This is a genomic window from Agreia sp. PsM10, assembly GCF_030433855.1.
Taxonomy (GTDB): Bacteria; Actinomycetota; Actinomycetes; order Actinomycetales; family Microbacteriaceae; genus Agreia.
This window is the reverse complement of the sequence record NZ_JARUXC010000002.1, coordinates 91,149-110,091: the sequence shown is the minus strand read 5'-3', so window position 1 is coordinate 110,091 and position 18,943 is coordinate 91,149. Positions and strand designations below refer to the sequence as shown.

General features: G+C 67.3%; 15 protein-coding genes. 2 read left to right on the top strand and 13 right to left on the bottom strand.

Features of this window, described 5'->3' with window-relative positions; translation table 11 throughout:
- Positions 1 to 2: 2 nt before the first annotated feature.
- The 9 genes from arfA to QCD70_RS02525 form a co-directional block, all read right to left on the bottom strand.
- On the bottom strand, positions 3 to 1,514 hold the full coding sequence (arfA, locus tag QCD70_RS02565; RefSeq protein WP_301213577.1) for an arabinosylfuranosidase ArfA: 1,512 nt from the start codon (positions 1,512 to 1,514) through the stop codon (positions 3 to 5).
- A 55-nt stretch (positions 1,515 to 1,569) separates the two neighbouring features.
- Positions 1,570 to 2,451, bottom strand: a complete 882-nt coding sequence (locus QCD70_RS02560) for a carbohydrate ABC transporter permease (RefSeq protein ID WP_301213576.1) — start codon at positions 2,449 to 2,451, stop codon at positions 1,570 to 1,572.
- Entirely contained in the window at positions 2,448 to 3,368 is a 921-nt protein-coding gene (locus tag QCD70_RS02555; RefSeq protein ID WP_301213575.1) for a carbohydrate ABC transporter permease, read from the bottom strand. The genes QCD70_RS02560 and QCD70_RS02555 overlap by 4 nt, the downstream gene beginning before the upstream one ends.
- 97 nt (positions 3,369 to 3,465) lie before the next feature.
- A complete protein-coding gene (locus tag QCD70_RS02550) occupies positions 3,466 to 4,830 on the bottom strand; it encodes an ABC transporter substrate-binding protein (protein WP_301213574.1) in 1,365 nt (454 codons plus the stop codon).
- A gap of 348 nt (positions 4,831 to 5,178) precedes the next feature.
- Entirely contained in the window at positions 5,179 to 6,189 is a 1,011-nt protein-coding gene (locus QCD70_RS02545) for a LacI family DNA-binding transcriptional regulator (protein WP_301213573.1), read from the bottom strand.
- A 35-nt stretch (positions 6,190 to 6,224) separates the two neighbouring features.
- Positions 6,225 to 6,935: a phosphatase PAP2 family protein gene (locus tag QCD70_RS02540; RefSeq protein WP_301213572.1), complete on the bottom strand. Its 711-nt coding sequence runs from the start codon at positions 6,933 to 6,935 to the stop codon at positions 6,225 to 6,227.
- Between the two features lie 52 nt (positions 6,936 to 6,987).
- Positions 6,988 to 8,274: a multidrug effflux MFS transporter gene (locus tag QCD70_RS02535; protein ID WP_441004905.1), complete on the bottom strand. Its 1,287-nt coding sequence runs from the start codon at positions 8,272 to 8,274 to the stop codon at positions 6,988 to 6,990.
- Positions 8,275 to 8,328: 54 nt separating this feature from the next.
- A complete protein-coding gene (locus QCD70_RS02530; RefSeq protein ID WP_301213570.1) occupies positions 8,329 to 9,426 on the bottom strand; it encodes a glycerate kinase in 1,098 nt (365 codons plus the stop codon).
- On the bottom strand, positions 9,423 to 10,625 hold the full coding sequence (locus tag QCD70_RS02525) for an ROK family protein (RefSeq protein ID WP_301213569.1): 1,203 nt from the start codon (positions 10,623 to 10,625) through the stop codon (positions 9,423 to 9,425). Before QCD70_RS02525 ends, QCD70_RS02530 begins: the two co-directional genes overlap by 4 nt.
- A 91-nt stretch (positions 10,626 to 10,716) precedes the next feature.
- Here QCD70_RS02525 and xylA point away from each other — a divergent pair, with 91 nt between their 5' ends.
- On the top strand, positions 10,717 to 11,910 hold the full coding sequence (gene xylA / locus QCD70_RS02520; protein ID WP_301213567.1) for a xylose isomerase: 1,194 nt from the start codon (positions 10,717 to 10,719) through the stop codon (positions 11,908 to 11,910).
- Positions 11,911 to 11,996: 86 nt separating this feature from the next.
- Positions 11,997 to 13,400 (top strand): xylulokinase, encoded by a 1,404-nt coding sequence (locus QCD70_RS02515; protein WP_301213566.1) that lies wholly within the window; start codon positions 11,997 to 11,999, stop codon positions 13,398 to 13,400.
- Between the two features lie 154 nt (positions 13,401 to 13,554).
- Here QCD70_RS02515 and QCD70_RS02510 read toward each other — a convergent pair whose 3' ends face one another.
- The 4 genes from QCD70_RS02510 to QCD70_RS02495 all read right to left on the bottom strand — a co-directional run bounded on the left by QCD70_RS02510 (position 13,555) and on the right by QCD70_RS02495 (position 18,941).
- On the bottom strand, positions 13,555 to 14,652 hold the full coding sequence (locus QCD70_RS02510) for a substrate-binding domain-containing protein (RefSeq protein ID WP_055942272.1): 1,098 nt from the start codon (positions 14,650 to 14,652) through the stop codon (positions 13,555 to 13,557).
- A 54-nt stretch (positions 14,653 to 14,706) separates the two neighbouring features.
- Entirely contained in the window at positions 14,707 to 16,077 is a 1,371-nt protein-coding gene (mmsB, locus tag QCD70_RS02505; protein WP_301213565.1) for a multiple monosaccharide ABC transporter permease, read from the bottom strand.
- On the bottom strand, positions 16,077 to 17,624 hold the full coding sequence (gene mmsA / locus QCD70_RS02500) for a multiple monosaccharide ABC transporter ATP-binding protein (protein WP_301213564.1): 1,548 nt from the start codon (positions 17,622 to 17,624) through the stop codon (positions 16,077 to 16,079). The genes mmsB and mmsA overlap by 1 nt, the downstream gene beginning before the upstream one ends.
- Positions 17,625 to 17,750: 126 nt before the next feature.
- Positions 17,751 to 18,941, bottom strand: coding sequence for an ROK family transcriptional regulator (locus QCD70_RS02495; RefSeq protein WP_301213563.1), 1,191 nt, complete (start codon positions 18,939 to 18,941; stop codon positions 17,751 to 17,753).
- Between the last annotated feature and the right edge of the window lie 2 nt (positions 18,942 to 18,943).

Here is an 18,943-nt window from a genome sequence, read left to right as displayed (position 1 = left end):
CGCTACCCCAGGCTCACCGCGCTCCACGAGACCGCCGGGAGGGTGATCGTGACGACGCCGTCGGCGAGGCTCGCCGTCGTATTCGGGGTGAGGCCGACTCGGTTCTGGTCGGCGAGCGTGTTCGCCGCGTAGACGTCGGCGTCGGCGAGCGTCGAGGCCTCGAGAATGCCCAGAGCCCCCAGCCCCGCGACGTCGATGGTCACGGTCGCCTCGTCCGTCTCGCTGCGGTTCACCAGGAAGACGGCAGCGGTTCCCGCCTCGGCGTCGAAGGTGGCGACAGCGTCGACCGTCGCCACCGTTCCGTAGTCCTTCGTGTCGTGGGTGTCGCTCTCGAGCTTGACCTCGAGGACCGTGCCGCGGGCGAGACGCGAGGTGACGGCGAAGGGGAAGAAGGTGGTCTGGCGCCACGAGTCGCCGCCCGGTTCCGTCATGATCGGCGCGATCACGTTCACGAGCTGGGCGAGCGAGGCCGACTGCACTCGATCGGCGTGCTTCAGCAGCGAGATGAGCAGGCTGCCGAAGACCACCGCGTCGGCGACCGAGTAGACGTCTTCGAGCAGGCGCGGGGCGACGGGCCACTCCTCGATGTCGGTGATCCTGTCGACGGCGTGGTACCGGTCGATGTACCAGACGTTCCACTCGTCGAACGAGATGTTGATCTGCTTCGACGAGCGCAGCTCGGCCTTCACGCTGTCGGCCGTCGCCACGACGGACTCGATGAAGTGGTCCATGTTGACGCCCGACGCGAGGAAGCTCGTGAGGTCGCCCCCACGCTCCTCGTAGTAGGCGTGGCACGAGATGTAGTCCACGTCTTCGTAGGTGTGCTGCAGCACGGTGCGCTCCCACGATCCGAAGGTGGGCATCTGCGCGCTCGACGATCCGCAGACCACCAGCTCGAGTCGCTCGTCGAGCTGGCGCAGGGCCTTGGCGGTCTGGCTCGCGATCTTGCCGTAGTCCTCCGCACTGCGATGACCGAGCTGCCACGGGCCATCCATCTCGTTGCCGAGGCACCACATGGTGACGCCGAACGGGTCGACCCGGCCGTTGGCGATGCGCAGGTCGCTGAGCGTCGAGCCCGAGCGGATGTTCGTGTACTCGACCAGGTCGAGCGCCTCTTCGACACCGCGGGTGCCCAGGTTGATCGCGAGCATCAGCTCGCTGTCGACCTTCGTAAGCCATGACGAGAACTCGTGCAGCCCGATCTCGTTCGTCTCGGTGGAGTGCCAGGCCAGGTCGAGCCGCCGCGGGCGGTCCTCCCGAGGGCCGACGCTGTCCTCCCACTTGAATCCCGAGACGAAGTTGCCGCCGGGGTAGCGGATGGTCGTGGTTCCGAGTTCTTTGACGAGGTCGATGACGTCGCCGCGGAATCCCTCGGCATCGGCCGTGGGGTGCCCCGGCTCGTAGATGCCGTCGTACACGCAGCGTCCGAGGTGCTCGACGAACGAGCCGAAGATGCGGCGATTGATCGCCCCGACGGCGAAGTGGGGATCGAGGGTGAGGCGTGCGGTGACCATGGATGTCTCCTGGATTTCAGGGGTGAGTGAGGTGAGTGGTGCTTCGCGAGCGGGACTACTTGAGTGCGCCGAGCGAGAGACCGCCCTGCCAGTACTTCTGCAGCGAGAGGAACGCGATGACGAGCGGGATGATCGAGATGAGCGACCCGACGACGATGAGCGTGTAGAGCGAGGTGCCGCCGCCGTTGTTCGACGCCGCGAGCGCCTGCCAGCCGCCCAGCCCGACCGTCACGGGGTAGAGGTTCTGGTCGCTCAGCACGGCGAGGGGAAGGAAGTAGTTGTTCCACGTTCCGACCACCGAGAGCAGCAGCACCGTGACGACGGCGGGGCGCATCAGAGGCAGCGCCACGGTGAAGAAGGTGCGCAGCTCGCCCGAGCCGTCGACGCGGGCGGCGTCGAGCAGCTCGTCGGGAACGGCGTCGGCAGCGTAGACCCGCATGAGGTACACGCCGAACGGGCTGAGCAGCGACGGGAGGATGACCGCCCAGATCGTGTTCGTGAGGTGCAGCTGCGACATGAGCATGAACGTCGGAATGACGAGCGCGGTGAGCGGCACCATGACCGAGCCGAGCAGGATCGCGAACGAGAAGTCACGACCCTTGAAGGCGAACTTGGCGAAGCCGTAGCCCGCGAGCACCGCGAGCACGGTGGCGCCGACGCCGCCGAGCAGCGAGTACAGCGCGGAGTTGCCGAGCCAGCGGAAGTAGATGCCGCCCTTGTAGGTGACGAGCTCCTGGATGTTCGCCAGCAGGTTGAAGTTCTTGTCGAACCAGAGTGCGCCTCCCGTGCCCGTGAACAGGCCCTGCGGGTCTTTCGTGCTGGCGACGAACAGCCACCACAGGGGCAGCAGGAAGTACACGATGAGGATGACGAGGAAGACGTGCGCCGCGACGTTCGGCTTCTTCCTGACCTTGATCGGGCTCGTGATCGTCGTCATGAGAGGCCTCCCCGGCGCTTGCGGCTGGCGAATAAGAAGATGTACACCGCGATGAAGACCACGATGCCGAGCGAGAACGAGATGGTCGACGCGTAGTTGAACTGCGAGAACCGGAACGCGAGGTCGAACGCGTAGATGTTGGGCGTGAAGCTCGAGGTGATCGAGCCGTTCGAGATCGGCCTCAGCACCTGCGGCTCCGTGAAGAACTGCAGCGTTCCGATGAGGGCGAAGACGAGGATCAGGGCCATCGCGCTCGAGATCATCGGCACCTTGATGCGCAGGGCGATCTGTCTCGGCGTCGCGCCGTCGATGCGTGCGGCCTCGTAGATCGAGGGATCGATTCCCCGGAGTGCCGCGTAGATGATGATCATGTAGTAGCCGGCCCACTGCCAGACGACGATGTTCATCAGCCCGCCGAAGATGTTTCCCGAACTCAGGATCTCGGGTGCGCTCTGATTGACCACCTTGAAGAGGTCGGTGAGCGGCCCGAAGGTCGGGCTGTAGAGGAAGCCCCACATGAGCGTGCCGACGACGGCCGGGATGGCGTAGGGCACGAAGATGGCCAGCCGGGCGAAGCGCGACAGCCTCGTGGTGAGCGCGTCGAGCACGAGCGCCGCCGCGAGCGATACCGCCATCTGGATGGGAATGAGGATGACCGCGAAGCGGATGACGAACCAGATGCCCGAGAGGAACTCCGGGTCGGTGAACGCCTTGATGTAGTTGCCGGCGCCGGCGAAGATCGTGCCGGTGGCGAGGCCTTTGGAGAAGAGGCTGAGATAGAACGCGTAGGCCAGGGGCGCCACGAGGAAGACGAGGAAGATCGCTCCGAACGGGGCGATGAAGAGCCAGCCTATCCAGGGGCGACGCAGGTTGCGGCGCCGGGAGGGTGCTCTCAGCACGGCGGCGGGGTGTGTCATGTCAGTCCTTCGATCGACTGTGAGGAAAGAGTGGGGGGGCATCGACGGGCTCAGGGAACGGTGTCGCTCCCTGAGCCTGTCGAAGGGTGGAGACGTGCTACTTGACCGTGAAGCCCTGCGCCTTGGCGTAGTCGGTCATCGTGCCCTGCAGGTCGTCGAGAGCATCGGAACCCGACTTCGACCCGTCGATGATCGAGACCATCGCCTTTGTGAGCTCCGAGTAGTAGTACGTGGTGAACGGGCTGTAGGTGTAGCCCTCGTACGCGTTCTCGGCGGGGATGTAGACCTCTTTGTTGGCTGTCTGGCCGCCGAAGAACTTGACGGGCGTGTCGGCGAACGCGTCAGAGGCCAAAATCTTCTGGTTGAGCGGGAAGATCGTCTGGGTGTCGACGCCGTCCTGCAGTTCGTCGTCGGATGCGTACAGCTCCTTGGCGACGGTCGCCGCCAGATCCTTGTCCTTGGCCTGCGTGGTGACGGCGAACGTGGATCCGCCCCAGTTCACGGAGACGGGGTTGGCGGGATCCCACTGGGGAAGCGGGGCCGCCTTCCAGTCTGCGCCGTCTCCCTCGGTCGAGGCTCCGGCTCCGGTCAGGTATCCGGGAGCCCACGCCGCGGAGACGTAGGTGGCGTAGGAGCCGTTGGCCAGGCCGCCGATGTAGTCGGTGTTGAACTGGTCCTGCGTGTCGACGATGCCCTTCTTGACCAGGTCCGCCCAGTAGTCGGCGACCTTCTTCGAGCCGCTGTCGTTCAGCTCGACGCCGATGTTCTGCGGGTCGGCCGACTCGTAGTCCCAGGCCTTCTGGCCGTTCTGCGTCATCAGAGCCGTGAACCAGGCGGGTACGTTGCTGCCGAAGTCGCCCATGAACGGGCCACCCGCGTCTTTGAGCTGCTGCCCCGCAGCGGCGTATTCGTCCCACGTCGTCGGCACGGCGATGCCGTACTTCGCGAAGATGTCGGCGCGGTAGATCATGGCCATCGGGCCGCCGTCGACCGGGATGGCGTAGACGGAGTCTCCGCTGGAGACGTCCTTCCATGCGCCGGCGCTGAAGTTGGCCTTCACGTCGTCGGCGCCGTGCTCGCTGAGGTCGACGAGGGCGTCCTGCAGGATGAACCCGGGAACGACCTCGGCCTCGAGCATGACCACGTCGGGGGCACCCGTTCCGGCCGCGATCGCGGTGGAGAACTTGGCGTATTCGTCTGCGCCCTGGCCCGCGTTCGACCAGCAGACCTGCACGTCGTCGTGCGATTTGTTGAACATGTCCACGACCGTGTTGATGTTCGGGTACCACGCCCAGACCGACACCTGGGGGGCGTCTTTGTTGACGATGGTGTTGCTGCACGAGCCTGCGTCACCGCCTGCGGAGTCGGTGCTGCCTCCTGCGCTGACATCGGGCGAGCAGCCTGCGAGAGTGACCAGGAGAGCGCCAGCGCTCACCACGGCCAGAAGTGATTTGGTCTTCACTGTGATGGTTCCCTTCGAGGAAAGAACCGCGACGATGCTGTCGCGAGTTCGGGTGGGGGTGCGTCGTCTCCCTAGCGCAGCGGTGCGTGCGCCGAGGCGGGAGAGGGGTGGAAGAACTCGACGATGACGCCTGCCTGCGGGTAGCGGCACATGACCATCAGCGAATCCTCCTTGATTCGGGCAATCGACATCGGCGTGGTGGGCCAAGTCGAATTCTTGTCATTTACAACGTTGTAAAGTAAACGTTGTAAAAGTGATTCTGCACTGCCTCGACACCCCTGTCAAGACAAGAATCGTGACGAGTGCGCAATCGATACGAACGGCACCCACGGCGCGCTCAGGCGGCACTCAGCGCGCGCTCGACTCCCGTTGCACCACGCGGAACACGGTCGCGAGATCGCGCGCCGGAACATCCGAATCGGGATTCTCGATGCGTTCGAGGAGCAGGTCGACGGCGGTCTCGGCGATCTCGTCCTTCGACGGGTCGATAGTCGACAGCGAGGGGATCGAATACCGCGTCTCGTCGATGTCATCGAACCCGATGACCGAGACGTCGTCGGGAATGCGGAGTCCCGCCTCCTGCATCACGCGCATGGCACCGAGGGCCATGGAGTCGTTGAACGCGACGAGCCCGTCGAACGGCACGTCCTGTTCGAGGAAGCGCCGCATCGCCGCGGCGCCGTCTTTGCGGTGCCAGTTGATGGCGGGGATCACGAGCGACGGATCGTAGGCGACCCCCGCCTCGTCGAGGGCCTGCCGGTACCCGTCGAGCCTGAGTCCCGCCGACCCGACCACCTCGCCGGGATGCGAGCCGAGGGCGGCGATCCGGCGCCTGCCCAGAGAGAGCAGATGCTCGGTTGCCGCCTTCGCGCCGGCCGTGTTCTGCATCGTCACGTGATCCTTCGGGCCGTGGAAGATGCGATCGCCGAGCAGCACCATCGGCATCCGGCTGTCGAGCTCGTGCGCGTCCTCCTCGCCAAGAGCGAGAACGCTGTAGAGGATGCCGTCGACGAGCTGCATGCGGGGCCCGCGCAGGATCTCGAGCTCCTCCTTCTTGCCGCCGGGCATCTGCTCGATGATCACCGACAGGCCCCTCGCCTGGGCCGCGCGCATGACCGCGTCGGCGAGTTCGGCGAAGTAGGCGTTTCGCAGGTCGGGGATGAGCAGGCTGATGACACCCGACCGCCCCGAGCGCAGACTGCGGGCAGAGAGATTGGGCTGGTAGCCCAGCTCTGAGATGGCGGCCTCGACCTTGGTGCGGGTGGTCGGCCTGATGTGCGGATAGTCGTTGATGACGTTCGAGACGGTCTTGATCGACACGCCCGCCATCCGGGCGACATCGTGCAGGGTAATGGCCACGGGTCGAGACTACAACGTTGCAGAAAGCGCAACCATCATTCGCGCTCCAGGACGAATCGGTGCACCCGCTCGTTCTCCCGGTACAGCCTGTTCGCGATCGGAGCCCACACGATGATCGCGACTCCGGCGCCCAGCAGCAGCCCTCCGAACGTGTCGCTCAGCCAGTGCGCGCCGAGATACGTGCGGCTCAGCAGCATGAGCACGACGTAGACGACTCCCACGATCCAGACCCAGCCGCGGCGCAGGATGATCGCGAGCACCACGGCCATGGTCGTCGCGTTCGCGACGTGGCCGGAGGGGAACGACCCGACGTCGGCGTGCACCAGGATCTCCTCGGGCCTCGCCCGGCCGAAGATGCCCTTGAGTAACTGCACGAGGCCGGCCGACAGGATGGTCGCTGCCGCGAAGTACAGCGCGGCCCAGAACCGGCCGAACAGGCAGAGCCCCACGATGATGGCGATCGGCACGATGAACACCCCGATCACCCCACCCCCGAGGTAGTTCATCGCGAGCGACGGGATCTCCCAGACGGGCGAGCGGTGCTCGACGATCTCGTCCATCCACTCGGTGTCGAAGCCGAGCGGGTTGCCGGCCCCGCGCAGCATCACGAGCGCGCCGATCAGCACAGCGACCACGAGCACGGCGAATGCACTGACCAGCGGCCAGAGCCGCTGCACTCTGCGAGTCTTCTGGTCGGTGCTGGGCTGGGTGCCCGGCTCGATGTTCTCGGGGTTGCGCGTCGTCATCCACCGACCGTAGCGGCTGCGTCGAATCCGTGCGCAGGGCTTGCTATCGGCGTCAGTGGCCCAGCGCCGGCACCGTCGACGGTCGCACGATGAGCCACAGGGCGAGCACGGCGACGGCCGCGGTCACGGCCATGACCGCCCCCATCGGCACCGCGCTGGTGATGCCGAGGAACCCGACGACGGGCGAGATGAGGCCCGCGAGGCCGAAGTTGACCGCCCCGAGAAGAGACGCCGCCGTGCCGGCCTCCTTGCCGTGCCGGTCGAGGGCGAGCACCTGCACGCACGGGAACCCGAAGCCGCAGGAGGCGATGAAGAACCAGAGCGGAATGAGGATGCCCACCAGCCCGGCTCCGGCAGAGTCGAGCACCACGATCGCGATGGCGCACACCAGCATGACCATCGTCGTTCCCGCCAGGATCCACTGCGGGGCCACGTATTTAGTGAGTCGGGCCGAGGCCTGCGTGCCGACGGCGATGCCGATCGAGTTGACGGCGAAGAGCAGCCCGTACTGCTGCGGGTCGAGCTCGTAGACGAGCTGGAACAGGAACGACGACGCCGACAGGTAGGTGAAGAGCCCGGCGAAGGTCATTCCGCCGATGAGGGCGACGCCCACGAAGATGCGGTCGCTGAGCACCGATTTGTACCGCTGACCCAGGGTCGAGTGCCCGTCGTCTCGCGGGCGATCCTTGGGCAGGGTCTCGACGATCCAGAGCCAGACCGCCACCACGACGAGGATGCCGTAGATCGCGAGCGCCCAGAAGATTCCGCGCCAGTCGGTGAAGCGCAGCATCTGCGAGCCGATGAGCGGCGCCAGAAGAGGCGCGAGCGTCGTGACGAGGGCGAGACGCGAGAGCATGCGCACCAGCGGACGGCCGCCGAACAGGTCGCGCACCATCGCCATGGCGACCACTCCGCCCGCGGCGGCACCGGCGCCCTGAAGCACGCGGAAGATTCCGAGCGACACGATCTCCGGAGCGACGGCTGCTCCGATGCAGGCCGCGATGTGAAGCAGCGTCGCGACGATGAGCGGCAGCCGTCGACCGACCTTGTCGCTCCACGGGCCGACCACGAGCTGACCCAGCGCGAATCCGATCGTGGTGCCGGTGAGGGTGAGCTGGATCGCTCCGGCCGACACCCCCAGGTCCTCCTCGAGGATCGGGAACGCCGGCAGGTAGAGGTCGATCGTGAGCGGCCCGAGCGCGGTCAGTCCGCCGAGAAGGAGGACGTAGACGAGGCGTTGGCGCCGCGAGAGCGAGTCGCCCGGGTGAACGACGGTGATGGAGTCAGTTGTCACGGGATTCCTTGCGCGATCGCGGCGGTAGACGAATGGAATCCACATTACCGAATCGATTCGACTTCTGATCCCGTGCGCTCGAATCGGTTCGAGTCGCTTTCAGTCGTCGCGCGAGAGATCGGCGGCGAGAACGGCCCCGGCCTGCTCCGCATAGACGAGCGGATGCGCGAGCGAGCGCTCCTGAGACCCGGCAAGGTCGGTCAGCGACACGGCCGCGGCGAAGTCGTCGCTCGGCGCTGCGATGCGCCCGGCCACGAGCATCGGCACGGTGGATGCGGCGCGAGCGGCCGAGAGAACGCGCGACGCCACCTTGCCGCCGGCGGACTGCTCGTCGAAGCTGCCCTCTCCCGTGACCACGACGTCTGCTGTGGCGATCGCCGCGTCGAGGCCGGAGAGGAGGGCGATCTCGTCCGATCCCGAGACGAGCACCGCGCCCCAGGCCACGAGGCCGAAGCCCGCTCCCCCGGCCGCCCCGACGCCGGCACGATCGGCGGGAACCGCGGGCAGGGCCGAGGCGAGGGCGGCGAGACCGCGCTCGAGCTCGTCGACGACGCCCTCAGAGGCGCCCTTCTGCGGTCCGAAGACCCGGGCCGATCCGCGCTCGCCCAGCAGGGGGTTCGTCACATCGCAGAGGACGGTGACTCCGCCCGGCGGCAGCGGCCTCAGGCCGCTGAGCTCTGCCTCGGCGAGGTCGTGCAGGCCCCGGTTGCCGTCGGCGATCGGCGAGCCCTCGGCATCCAGAAACCGCGCGCCGAGCTCGGTGAGCACGCCCGCTCCCCCGTCTGTCGATGAGCTTCCGCCGATGGCCAGCACGAGGCGGCCCACCCCGTGGTCGAGGGCCGCCCGCACGGCCTGGCCGAATCCGCGCGTGTGCGCATCCACAGGCCGGAGGCCGGCGAGCAGCGACAGGCCGCTGGTGTTCGCCAGCTCGACCACGCCCGTACCGTCGGGCAGGAGGAGCCATTCGGCGTCGACCAGCGCGTCGTCCGGGCCCGTGACCCGAACGGGCATGCGCAGCGACCCCGGCACCGCGGCCGCGACGGCGTCGATCGTGCCCTCTCCCCCGTCTGCCAGCGGCAGCAGCACGAGCTCGTCGTCGGGGCGCACACGGGCCCACCCCTCGGCGATCGCGCGGGCGACGGCATCGGCCGACGCGGTGCCTTTGAACGAATCGGGGGCGATCACCACCCGACTCACGGCCCGAGCACTCCCGCGGGGTCGGCCAGCATCGGCCCGAAGGCCAGCTCGGCGGCGCCCACCATCAGCAGGCGCGTGCGCAGCTGGGCGCGCTCCACGGTGACCTGCTCGCCGAGGGTGCCGAACGACGCGCGTCGGATGCCCTCCTGCAGCCGGGCGGGATTCGCGGCGAAGAGCGATCCGAGGAATCCGCCGAGGATGATCGACGACGGGTTGAAGATGGCCACGAAGTTGCCCAGCGCGACGCCCAGAACATCGAGCTGCCGGTCGATCTCGGCCCGCACCGCGTCGTCGACCGTCTCTCCGAGCATGCGGTCGAACTCGTCGCCGTCGACGGGATCCACACCGAGCACCTCGAGCAGGCGACCGACGCTCACCTCGGTCTCGAGGCATCCGGTCTTGCCGCAGAAGCAGGTGACGCCGTTGCTGTTCACGAGGGTGTGGCCGAGCTCGCCCGCGTAGCCGCGGGAGCCCTGCAGGGTGCGGCCCGCGACGAGCACGCTGCCGCCGATGCCCGAGGTCGACCCGTTGAGGTAGACGATGTCGTCGACGCCGCGGCCGGCGCCGAAGAGGCTCTCCGCGAGCAGGCCGAGCTGCGCGTCGTTCGCCGCGAGAGCCGGGATGCCGACCCGGGCGGCGACCGGTTCGGCGAGGGGCTCATCGTTCCAGAGCAGATGCGGGGCAAGGGTGACGACGCCGTCCGACGTGCGCACGAGGCCGGGCACGGCCAGGCCGACACCCACGATGCGCTGGTCGTCGTCGAGGCCGGCGCGCAGCGCATCCACCTCGCGTGTCACGATGTCGATGGTCTCGGCGACGCCCGGGGCCGCGGGCGTCTCGTGCCGCACGCGCGAGTGCACGCGGCCGCCGAGACCCACCAGGCCGATGGTCACCGCGTCGAGATCGGGGTTCACCGCCACGGCGAGCATGCGGTCGGTCAGGTGCACGAACGGGCTGGGGCGTCCCACGGTTCCGGGGTCTGTCTGCTGGGTCTCGTACACGAGCCCGAGCTCCGCCAGCTCGGCGACGAGCGCAGCGATCGTGGAGCGGTTCAGGCCGGTCGCCCTGGTGAGGCCGGCCCGCGTCTGCGACCCTCCGTGGTGCAGCAGCGTCAGGATCGTGGAGAGATTGTGCCGCCTGGCCTGGTCGTTGCTGTTGCCCACGCGACTGAGAGGGGCGGGCGCAGACTCGACACTCATGATCCGAATACTAGTCTCCCGATCGCCGTCGAAAGCTGATATGTTTTCGACAGCAACAATTCACCAATGACGTTGAGAGACGGGAATCACCATGGCCCTCGAGCCCACGCGCGACGATAAATTCTCCTTTGGCCTCTGGACCATCGGCTACAACGGAGCCGACCCGTTCGGCGGCCCCACCCGAGCCCCCCTCGACGTCGTCGAGGCCGTGCACAAGCTCAACGAGCTGGGCGCCTACGGACTCACCTTCCACGACGACGACCTCTTCGCCTTCGGCTCCACCGACGCAGAGCGCCAGACGCAGATCGACCGCCTCAAGCAGGCCCTCGCCGACACCGGCGTGATCGTGCCGATGGTCACCACCAACCTCTTCTCCGCTCCCGTGTTCAAAGACGGCGGCTTCACCTCGAACGACCGCGGCGTGCGCCGCTTCGCGCTGCGCAAGGTGCTGCGCAACATCGACCTGGCCGCCGAGCTGGGCGCCAAGACGTTCGTCATGTGGGGTGGCCGCGAGGGCGCCGAGTACGACTCCGCCAAGGACATCCGCCAGGCTCTCGAGCGCTACCGCGAGGCCGTCAACATGCTCGGCGACTACGTCACCGACAAGGGTTACGACATCCGGTTCGCCATCGAGCCCAAGCCCAACGAACCGCGTGGCGACATCCTGCTGCCGACCCTGGGCCACGCGCTCGCATTCATCGACACGCTCGAGCGTCCCGAGCTCGTGGGTGTGAACCCCGAGGTCGGCCACGAGCAGATGGCCGGACTCAATTTCGCTGCCGGAATCGCGCAGGCGCTCTACCAGGGCAAGCTCTACCACATCGACCTCAACGGCCAGCGGGGCATCAAGTACGACCAGGACCTGGTCTTCGGCCACGGCGACCTGCAGAACGCCTTCGCCCTCGTCGACCTGCTCGAGAACGGCGGCCCGAACGGCGGACCGGCCTACGACGGCCCCCGCCACTTCGACTACAAGCCGTCGCGCACCGAGGACATCACGGGCGTCTGGGACTCGGCTGCCGCGAACATGCGCACCTACCTGCTGCTCAAGGAGCGCGCCGCCGCGTTCCGCGCCGACCCCGAGGTGCAGGAGCAGCTCGCCGCGTCGCGCGTTCTCGAGCTGTCGCAGAACACGCTCGGCGAGGGCGAGAGCTACGACGACCTGCTCGCCGACCGCAGCGCCTACGAGGAGTTCGACGCCGACGCCTACTTCGACGGCAAGGGCTTCGGCTTCGTGCGCCTGCAGCAGCTGGCACTCGAGCACCTGCTCGGAGCTCGCGGCTAGTAATCCCTCCGTTCCCTGAGCTTGTCTAAGGTCCCCTTCGACAGGCTCAGGGAACGACCCGTTTTCATCCTTAAGGAACCACACCCATGCCCCTCGTCGCCGGAGTCGACTCGTCCACCCAGAGCTGCAAGGTCGTCATCCGCGACGCCGAGACCGGCGCGCTCGTTCGCATGGGCCGCGCGCCGCATCCGGAGGGCACCGAGGTCGACCCCGCCGCCTGGTGGCAGGCACTGCGCCAGGCGCTCACCGCCGCGGGCGGTCTCGACGACGTCGACGCACTGGCCGTGGCCGGCCAGCAGCACGGCATGGTCGCTCTGGATGCCGATGGCCGGGTGATCCGCGACGCCCTGCTCTGGAACGACACCCGCTCGGCCGCCGCGGCCTCCGACCTCATCGCGGAGTTCGGCGCCGAGGAGCTGGCGCGACGCACCGGCTGCGTTCCGGTCGCGTCGTTCACCATCACCAAGCTGCGTTGGCTGCGCGACGCCGAACCCGCCAACGCCGAGCGCGTCGCCGCCGTCGCCCTCCCCCACGACTGGCTCACCTGGCGACTGCGCGGCTACGGTCCCGCCGACGATGAGACCAGCCCGCTGGGCCCGGTCCTCTCCGAGCTCACCACCGACCGCTCCGATGCGAGCGGCACCGGGTACTTCGACTCGGTCGCAGGCGAGTACGACCGCGAGCTCCTCGTCGCCGCGCTCGGCCACGACTGCATCCTTCCGCGCGTGCTCGGCCCGGCGGAGTCTGCCGGAACGACTCCCTCGGGCGTCGTCCTCGGCGCCGGCGCCGGCGACAACGCGGGCGCGGCTCTCGGCCTGGGCGCACGCGCCGGAGACGTCGTCGTCTCGATCGGCACGAGCGGCACGGTCTTCGCCGTGACCGAGGCCCCCATCAACGACGCGTCGGGCACCGTCGCCGGCTTCGCCGACGCGAGCGGACTGTCGCTGCCGTTGGTCGCCACCCTCAATGCCGCGCGCATCCTGGATGCGACGGCCCGGCTGCTCGGGGTCACTCACGACGAGCTCGGCTCACTCGCCCTGGCCGCGGCGCCGGGATCGGACGGCCTCGTGCTGCAGCCGTACTTCGAGGGCGAACGCACACCGAATCTGCCGGATGCCACGGCCACCCTCTTCGGCATGACCCTCGCCTCGACCACGCGCGAGGGCCTCGCGCGCGCCGCCATCGAGGGAATGCTCTGCGGCCTCGCAGACGGCGTCGCCGCCGTGACCGCGCTGGGTGTGCAGGCCGAGCGGCTGCTCATCATCGGCGGAGCCGCCCTGAACCCGGCCGTGCAGGCGATCGCCGCCCAGGTGTTCGAGCTGCCCGTGAGCATCCCGACGCCCGGCGAGTACGTGGCCGACGGCGCCGCGGCACAGGCCGCCTGGGTTCTCACGGGCACGCGCCCGACCTGGACCGTCTCGACCGTGGCGACCCCGACTCCCGACTACCGCCCGGAGATCCGCGCCCAGTACGCGGCGCACGCGGTCTGAATCCCGCAGCTGCGCCCACTGCGGACAAGAATTACCGGCGCACCGGGCACGACTGACCGCACCGGCACCTACTGGCTCGAGGCTGCGTAGAAACAGCTCAGGCCGACCCGAGAGATCTCGGATCGGCCTGAGCCTTACTGCTGTCGAGCGGGTGCTACTTGGTGAGCGGCTCGAGGGTCGGGTCGTTGGCGTACGCCTCGGCCGCGTTGTCCTTGGTCACGATGACCGGGTCGAGCAGGAAGGCCGGAACGACCTTCACGCCGTTGTCGTACGACTCGTCGTCGTTCGTCGTGGCCTTGCCACCCTTCTGCAGCTCGCCGACCATGTCGATGGCCTGCTTGACCAGCGCGCGGGTGTCCTTGTTGATGGTCGAGTACTGCTCGCCCGCCATGATGGACTTCACGGACTCGACCTCGGAGTCCTGACCGGTGACGACCGGGATCGGCTTTCCGGCGGCCTTCACCGAGGTGATGATCGCGCGAGCCAGCGTGTCGTTCGGGGAGAGGACTCCGTCGAGCGACGTGGTGCTGTACGTGCTGGTGATCAGCGAGTCCATACGGCTCTGGGCGTTCTCCGCCTTCCAGCCGGCGGTCGCCGTCTGCTTGATGTCGGTCTGGCCCGAGCCCACGACGACGGTGCCGTCGTCGATGGCCGGCTGCAGAACGCTCATCGCGCCGTCGAAGAAGACGGCCGAGTTGGCGTCATCCGACGAACCCGAGAACAGCTCGATGTTGTACGGGCCTTCGGCCTTCTTGGCCTTCATGCCGTCGAGCAGGGCCTGGCCCTGGAGCTCGCCGACCTTGAAGTTGTCGTAGGCCACGTAGTAGTCGACGGCCTCGGTGTTGAGGATCAGGCGGTCGTACGCGATGACGATCGCGCCGGCGTCGTGCGCGGCTTCGACCTGGGTTGAGAGCTGCGAACCATCGGCGGCACCGATGATGATGACCTTCGCGCCCTTGGTGACCATCGACTGGATCTGGCCCTGCTGGTCGGCGACGGTGCCGGATGCGGCGGCGTACTGCACGTCGCCCTTGTAGCCGGCCTCCTTGAGGCCGTCTTCGAACAGTCCACCGGCGAGGACCCAGTTCTCACTGGTCTTCGAGGGCAGTGCGACTCCGATGACGGAATCGGCGGCGAAACCGGCCGACGCTCCATCGGTGGAGGTCGTGTCTCCGGCGCGGCTGGAGCAACCGGACAGCGCCAATGCTGCGACCGCAGCGACAGCTGCAGCGGTTAGTGCGACTTTACGCATTTCAATCACTTTCTTTTGTGTGGTGCAGGGATGAGTGGTGCAGGAAGGAAAGATCTAGTTGTTGGGGGTGACCGACGAGGGGCGGTTCGTCTCCGAGGCGCCGACGGTGGGCTCGAGGGCGTTCGTGTCGTCCTGCACCCGGGGAACCGGAGGCGTCTCGGTGGTGAGTGCGCCGCCCGTGCGCTTGCGGGTGAGGAATCCGGTGATCGACGGGCGACCCTGGCTCTTGTTCCAGACGTCGATGGCGACGGCGGCGAGGAGCACGAGGCCCTTGATGATCTGCACCCGGTCGGACGGAACGCCGACGAGTTGAAGACCGTTGTTGAGAACGGCCATGACCAGACCACCGATGATCGAGCCGGTCACGGTTCCGACACCACCGGCGACGGCGGCGCCGCCGATGAACACGGCCGCGATCGCGTCGAGCTCCCAGTTCAGGCCGTCCTGCGGGCCGGATGCCGTGGAGCGGGCCACGAAGATCATGCCGGCCAGCGAGGCGAGCACCGACATGTTCATCATCACGAAGAAGTTGACCCGGCGGGAGTTGACGCCCGAGAGCTCGGCGGCGTGCGAGTTGCCGCCGACCGCGTAGATGTGGCGGCCGAAGATCGTGTTGCGGGTGACGAACGAGTAGAGCAGAACGAGTACACCGAGGATGATGCCCGAGATCGGGAAGCTGGTGCCGACGCGACCGGACGAGAAGAGGTAGGTGGCGTAGCCGGTCACGATGACGAGTCCCGCGATCTTGACCAGGGAGACCCACAGCGGAGCCATGTCGCTGCCCATCTCGGCCTGCGTGCGGCGGGCCGAGAACTCACGCCAGACGATGGCCACGATCACGACGAGCCCGAGCAGCAGCGTGAGGTTGTTGTAACCGGTGTCCGGCCCGACCTCCGGCAGGTAGCCGGCGCCGATGAACTGGAACTCCTTGGGCACGGCGACCGAGTTGGCGTTTCCGATGAACTGGTTGCCGCCGCGGAAGATGAGCATGCCGGCCAGCGTCACGATGAAGGCCGGAACTCCCACGTAGGCGACCCAGAAGCCCTGCCAGGCTCCGATGAGGGCGCCCACGACCAGGCCGAGCACGATCGCGACGGGCCACGGCACGTTGAAGTTCTGCATCAGGCTCGCCACCACGATGCCGGAGAACGCCGCGACCGAGCCGACCGAGAGGTCGATGTGGCCCGCGATGATCACCATGACCATGCCGATGGCGAGGATGAGGATGTAGGAGTACTGGCTCACCAGGGCGATCAGGTTGCCCGGGGTGAGGGTGAGCCCGCCCGTCCACACCTGGAAGATGATGATGATGACGACCAGGGCGCCGAGGATGCCGAGCTGCTTGGCCCCGGATCCGCTGCCGAACATCTTGCCGAGGTCGCGAATGCCTCCGGACTTCTTGGGGGCTTCGGTGATTTGAGTCATCAGGAAAGAACCTTTTTCTTGGCGGAGGTCATGCTCTTCATGAGCGTTTCGGGATCGGCCTCGGCGGCCGGGATGTCATTGGTGATGGCGCCTTCGAAGACCGTGTAGATGCGGTCGGAGATTCCGAGGAGCTCGGGCAGCTCGCTCGAGATGACGATCACGCCCTTGCCCTCGTCGGCGAGCTTCTGGATGATGCCGTAGATCTCGAACTTGGCACCGACGTCGATGCCGCGTGTCGGCTCGTCGAGGATGAGCAGGTCGGGGTCGGTGAACATCCACTTGGCGAGGACGACCTTCTGCTGGTTGCCGCCCGAGAGCTTGCCGACACCCTCGTTGACCGTGGGTGTCTTGATGCGCAGGCTCTTGCGGTAGGCATCCGAGATCTCGTACTCCTTGACCTCGTCGACGACGTCGCGCTTCGAGATCTTCTTGAGCTTGGCCGAGACCGTGGAGCGCTTGATGTCGTCGAGCAGGTTGAGCCCCAGGACCTTGCGGTCCTCGCTCACGTAGGCGAGACCGTGGTCGATCGCGTCGCCCGCGTTCTTGAGCACGATCTCCTTGCCGTCCTTGATGATCGTTCCCGAGACGTAGGTTCCGTAGGAGCGGCCGAAGATGCTCATGGCGAGCTCGGTGCGACCGGCGCCCATGAGCCCGGCGATGCCCACGATCTCGCCGCGGCGCACGAAAAGACTCTCGTCTTTGCAGACCAGGCGGTCGGAGATGAGCGGGTGCTGCACGGTCCAGTTGCGCACCTCGAAGAAGACCTCGCCGATCTTGGGGGTGTGCTCGGGGAAGCGGCTCTCGAGGTCGCGGCCCACCATGCCGCGGATGATGCGGTCCTCGTTGACCCCGTCCTCCTTGACGTTGAGGGTCTCGATGCTGCGGCCGTCGCGGATGATCGTGATGGAGTCGGCCACCTGCTCGATCTCGTTCAGCTTGTGCGAGATCATGATCGACGCGATGCCCTTGGACTTGAGGCCGCGGATCAGGTCGAGCAGGTGCTGCGAGTCGTTCTCGTTGAGCGCCGCCGTGGGCTCGTCGAGGATGAGCAGCTTCACGCTCTTGTTGAGCGCCTTGGCGATCTCGACGAGCTGCTGCTTGCCCACACCGATGTTCTTGATGAGCGAGTCGGGGTCGTCCTTGAGGCCGACCCGGGCGAGCAGCTCGATGGCGCGCTTCTTCGCGTCCTTCCAGTCGATGACGCCGCCGCGGCCGGGCTCGTTGCCCAGGAAGATGTTCTCGGTGATGGAGAGCTCGGGGATGAGCGCCAGCTCCTGGTGGATGATGACGATGCCGGTCTGCTCGCTGGAGCGGATGTCGCGGAAGCGCACCTCGCTGCCCTGGAAGACGATGTCTCCCTCGTAGGTGCCGAAGGGGTAGACGCCCGAGAGCACCTTCATGAGGGTGGACTTGCCCGCGCCGTTCTCGCCGCAGATCGCGTGGATCTCGCCGGCCCTGACCGTCAGCGACACGTTGGAGAGGGCCTTGACCCCGGGGAACTCCTTGGTGATGGATCGCATCTCAAGGATCGTGGGACTAGAAGACATTCATGCGCTCCTTGAAAGACTCCGCTGTCGGACTCGAGGATTCTGTCGAAATCTCTCGCTTAGGTAGTAAACGCCCTCGACCCCCTTGTCGTCAAATAGTTAACGCAACGACTTGATAACGGGAGGTCAGTGCGGGTGCACGCCGGGCTGCTGCAGCACGAGCGCGGCGGCGCCCAGGGCCTCGGCCCGGTCGCCGAGCGACGACATGCGGATGGCGGTGGTCTCGCCCACGATCGGCAGGGCGTTGCGCACCAGACCCCGCTTCACCGGCTCCAGGATGATGTCGCCCAGGGCGGCCAGCGGCCCTCCGATGAGCACGACCTCGGGATTGATCATGTTGGCCATGTTGGCGATCGCGCGGCCCACTGCGGTGCCGGCGTCGTCGAGCACACGCAGCGTGGCGGGGTCGCGTGCGAGCCCCCGCCGCACGATGTCGGCCGTGGTCACCGGCACGGGCGACCCGCGGCCGAGCAGCTCGATCATGATCGAGATGGATGCCACGGTCTCGAGGCATCCCCGGTTTCCGCAGCGGCACACGAGACCGTGGTCGGAGACCGGGGTGTGCCCGATCTCGCCGGTGATTCCGAGGTGGCCCCCATAGGGCGCCCCGTTCAGGATGAGGCCCGAGCCGATGCCCGAGCCGATCTTCACGAACACGAGGTTGCGCACGCCGCGATTCTCTCCCCAGGTGACCTCGGCGAGGGCGCCGAAGTTGGCGTCGTTGTCAATGATGACGGGGAAGGCGAAGCGCCGTTCGAGGTCGGTGAGGCCCACTCCCACCCACTCGGGAAGGATGGCGCCGACGACCACGGTATTGGTGCGCCGGTCGATCGGTCCGGGGATTCCTATGCCCACCCCGAGCACCTGGGAGCGCTCGATGCCGTTCTCCTCGAGCAGCCGGTCGAGCAGCTCGGCGCCGACGATGAGGCCGTCCTCCGCGGCGTAGCCGAGGGGCAGGGCCAGGGCCTCCTCCGCACGCACCTCGTAGCCGAGGCTGGTGATGACGACGCGCACGTGCCGCCGTCCGAAGTCGACTCCCACGGCCACCGAGCCGCTGTCGAGCAGACGCACCGAAAGGGCGCGGCGCCCCGAACTGGTGACGGGCGAGGTGTCGACGAGGCCGTTCGACTCCATGTCTTTCACGATGTTGGAGACCGTGGCGGTGGACAGCCCCGTGATGCGGGCGAGCTCGGCCTGGGTCGAGGGCCCCCCGGTGAGCAGGGACTCGACGATGCGCTGCTGGTTCTGCTGCCGCAGAGCCCCCTGTGACCCCGGGTTCCGAGGGCGGCTCTTCGCTGAGCGTGTTCGTGCGGGCATGT

Bases quoted from the DNA above. Each gene is read 5' to 3' on its own strand.
- arfA (WP_301213577.1), bottom strand. From the start codon at position 1,514: ATGGTCACCGCACGCCTCACCCTCGATCCCCACTTCGCCGTCGGGGCG.
- QCD70_RS02560 (WP_301213576.1), bottom strand. From the start codon at position 2,451: ATGACGACGATCACGAGCCCGATCAAGGTCAGGAAGAAGCCGAACGTC.
- QCD70_RS02555 (WP_301213575.1), bottom strand. From the start codon at position 3,368: ATGACACACCCCGCCGCCGTGCTGAGAGCACCCTCCCGGCGCCGCAAC.
- QCD70_RS02540 (WP_301213572.1), bottom strand. From the start codon at position 6,935: ATGACGACGCGCAACCCCGAGAACATCGAGCCGGGCACCCAGCCCAGC.
- QCD70_RS02535 (WP_441004905.1), bottom strand. From the start codon at position 8,274: ATGTGGATTCCATTCGTCTACCGCCGCGATCGCGCAAGGAATCCCGTG.
- QCD70_RS02525 (WP_301213569.1), bottom strand. From the start codon at position 10,625: ATGAGTGTCGAGTCTGCGCCCGCCCCTCTCAGTCGCGTGGGCAACAGC.
- xylA (WP_301213567.1), top strand. From the start codon at position 10,717: ATGGCCCTCGAGCCCACGCGCGACGATAAATTCTCCTTTGGCCTCTGG.
- QCD70_RS02515 (WP_301213566.1), top strand. From the start codon at position 11,997: ATGCCCCTCGTCGCCGGAGTCGACTCGTCCACCCAGAGCTGCAAGGTC.
- QCD70_RS02510 (WP_055942272.1), bottom strand. From the start codon at position 14,652: ATGCGTAAAGTCGCACTAACCGCTGCAGCTGTCGCTGCGGTCGCAGCA.
- mmsB (WP_301213565.1), bottom strand. From the start codon at position 16,077: ATGACTCAAATCACCGAAGCCCCCAAGAAGTCCGGAGGCATTCGCGAC.
- mmsA (WP_301213564.1), bottom strand. From the start codon at position 17,624: ATGTCTTCTAGTCCCACGATCCTTGAGATGCGATCCATCACCAAGGAG.
- QCD70_RS02495 (WP_301213563.1), bottom strand. From the start codon at position 18,941: ATGCCCGCACGAACACGCTCAGCGAAGAGCCGCCCTCGGAACCCGGGG.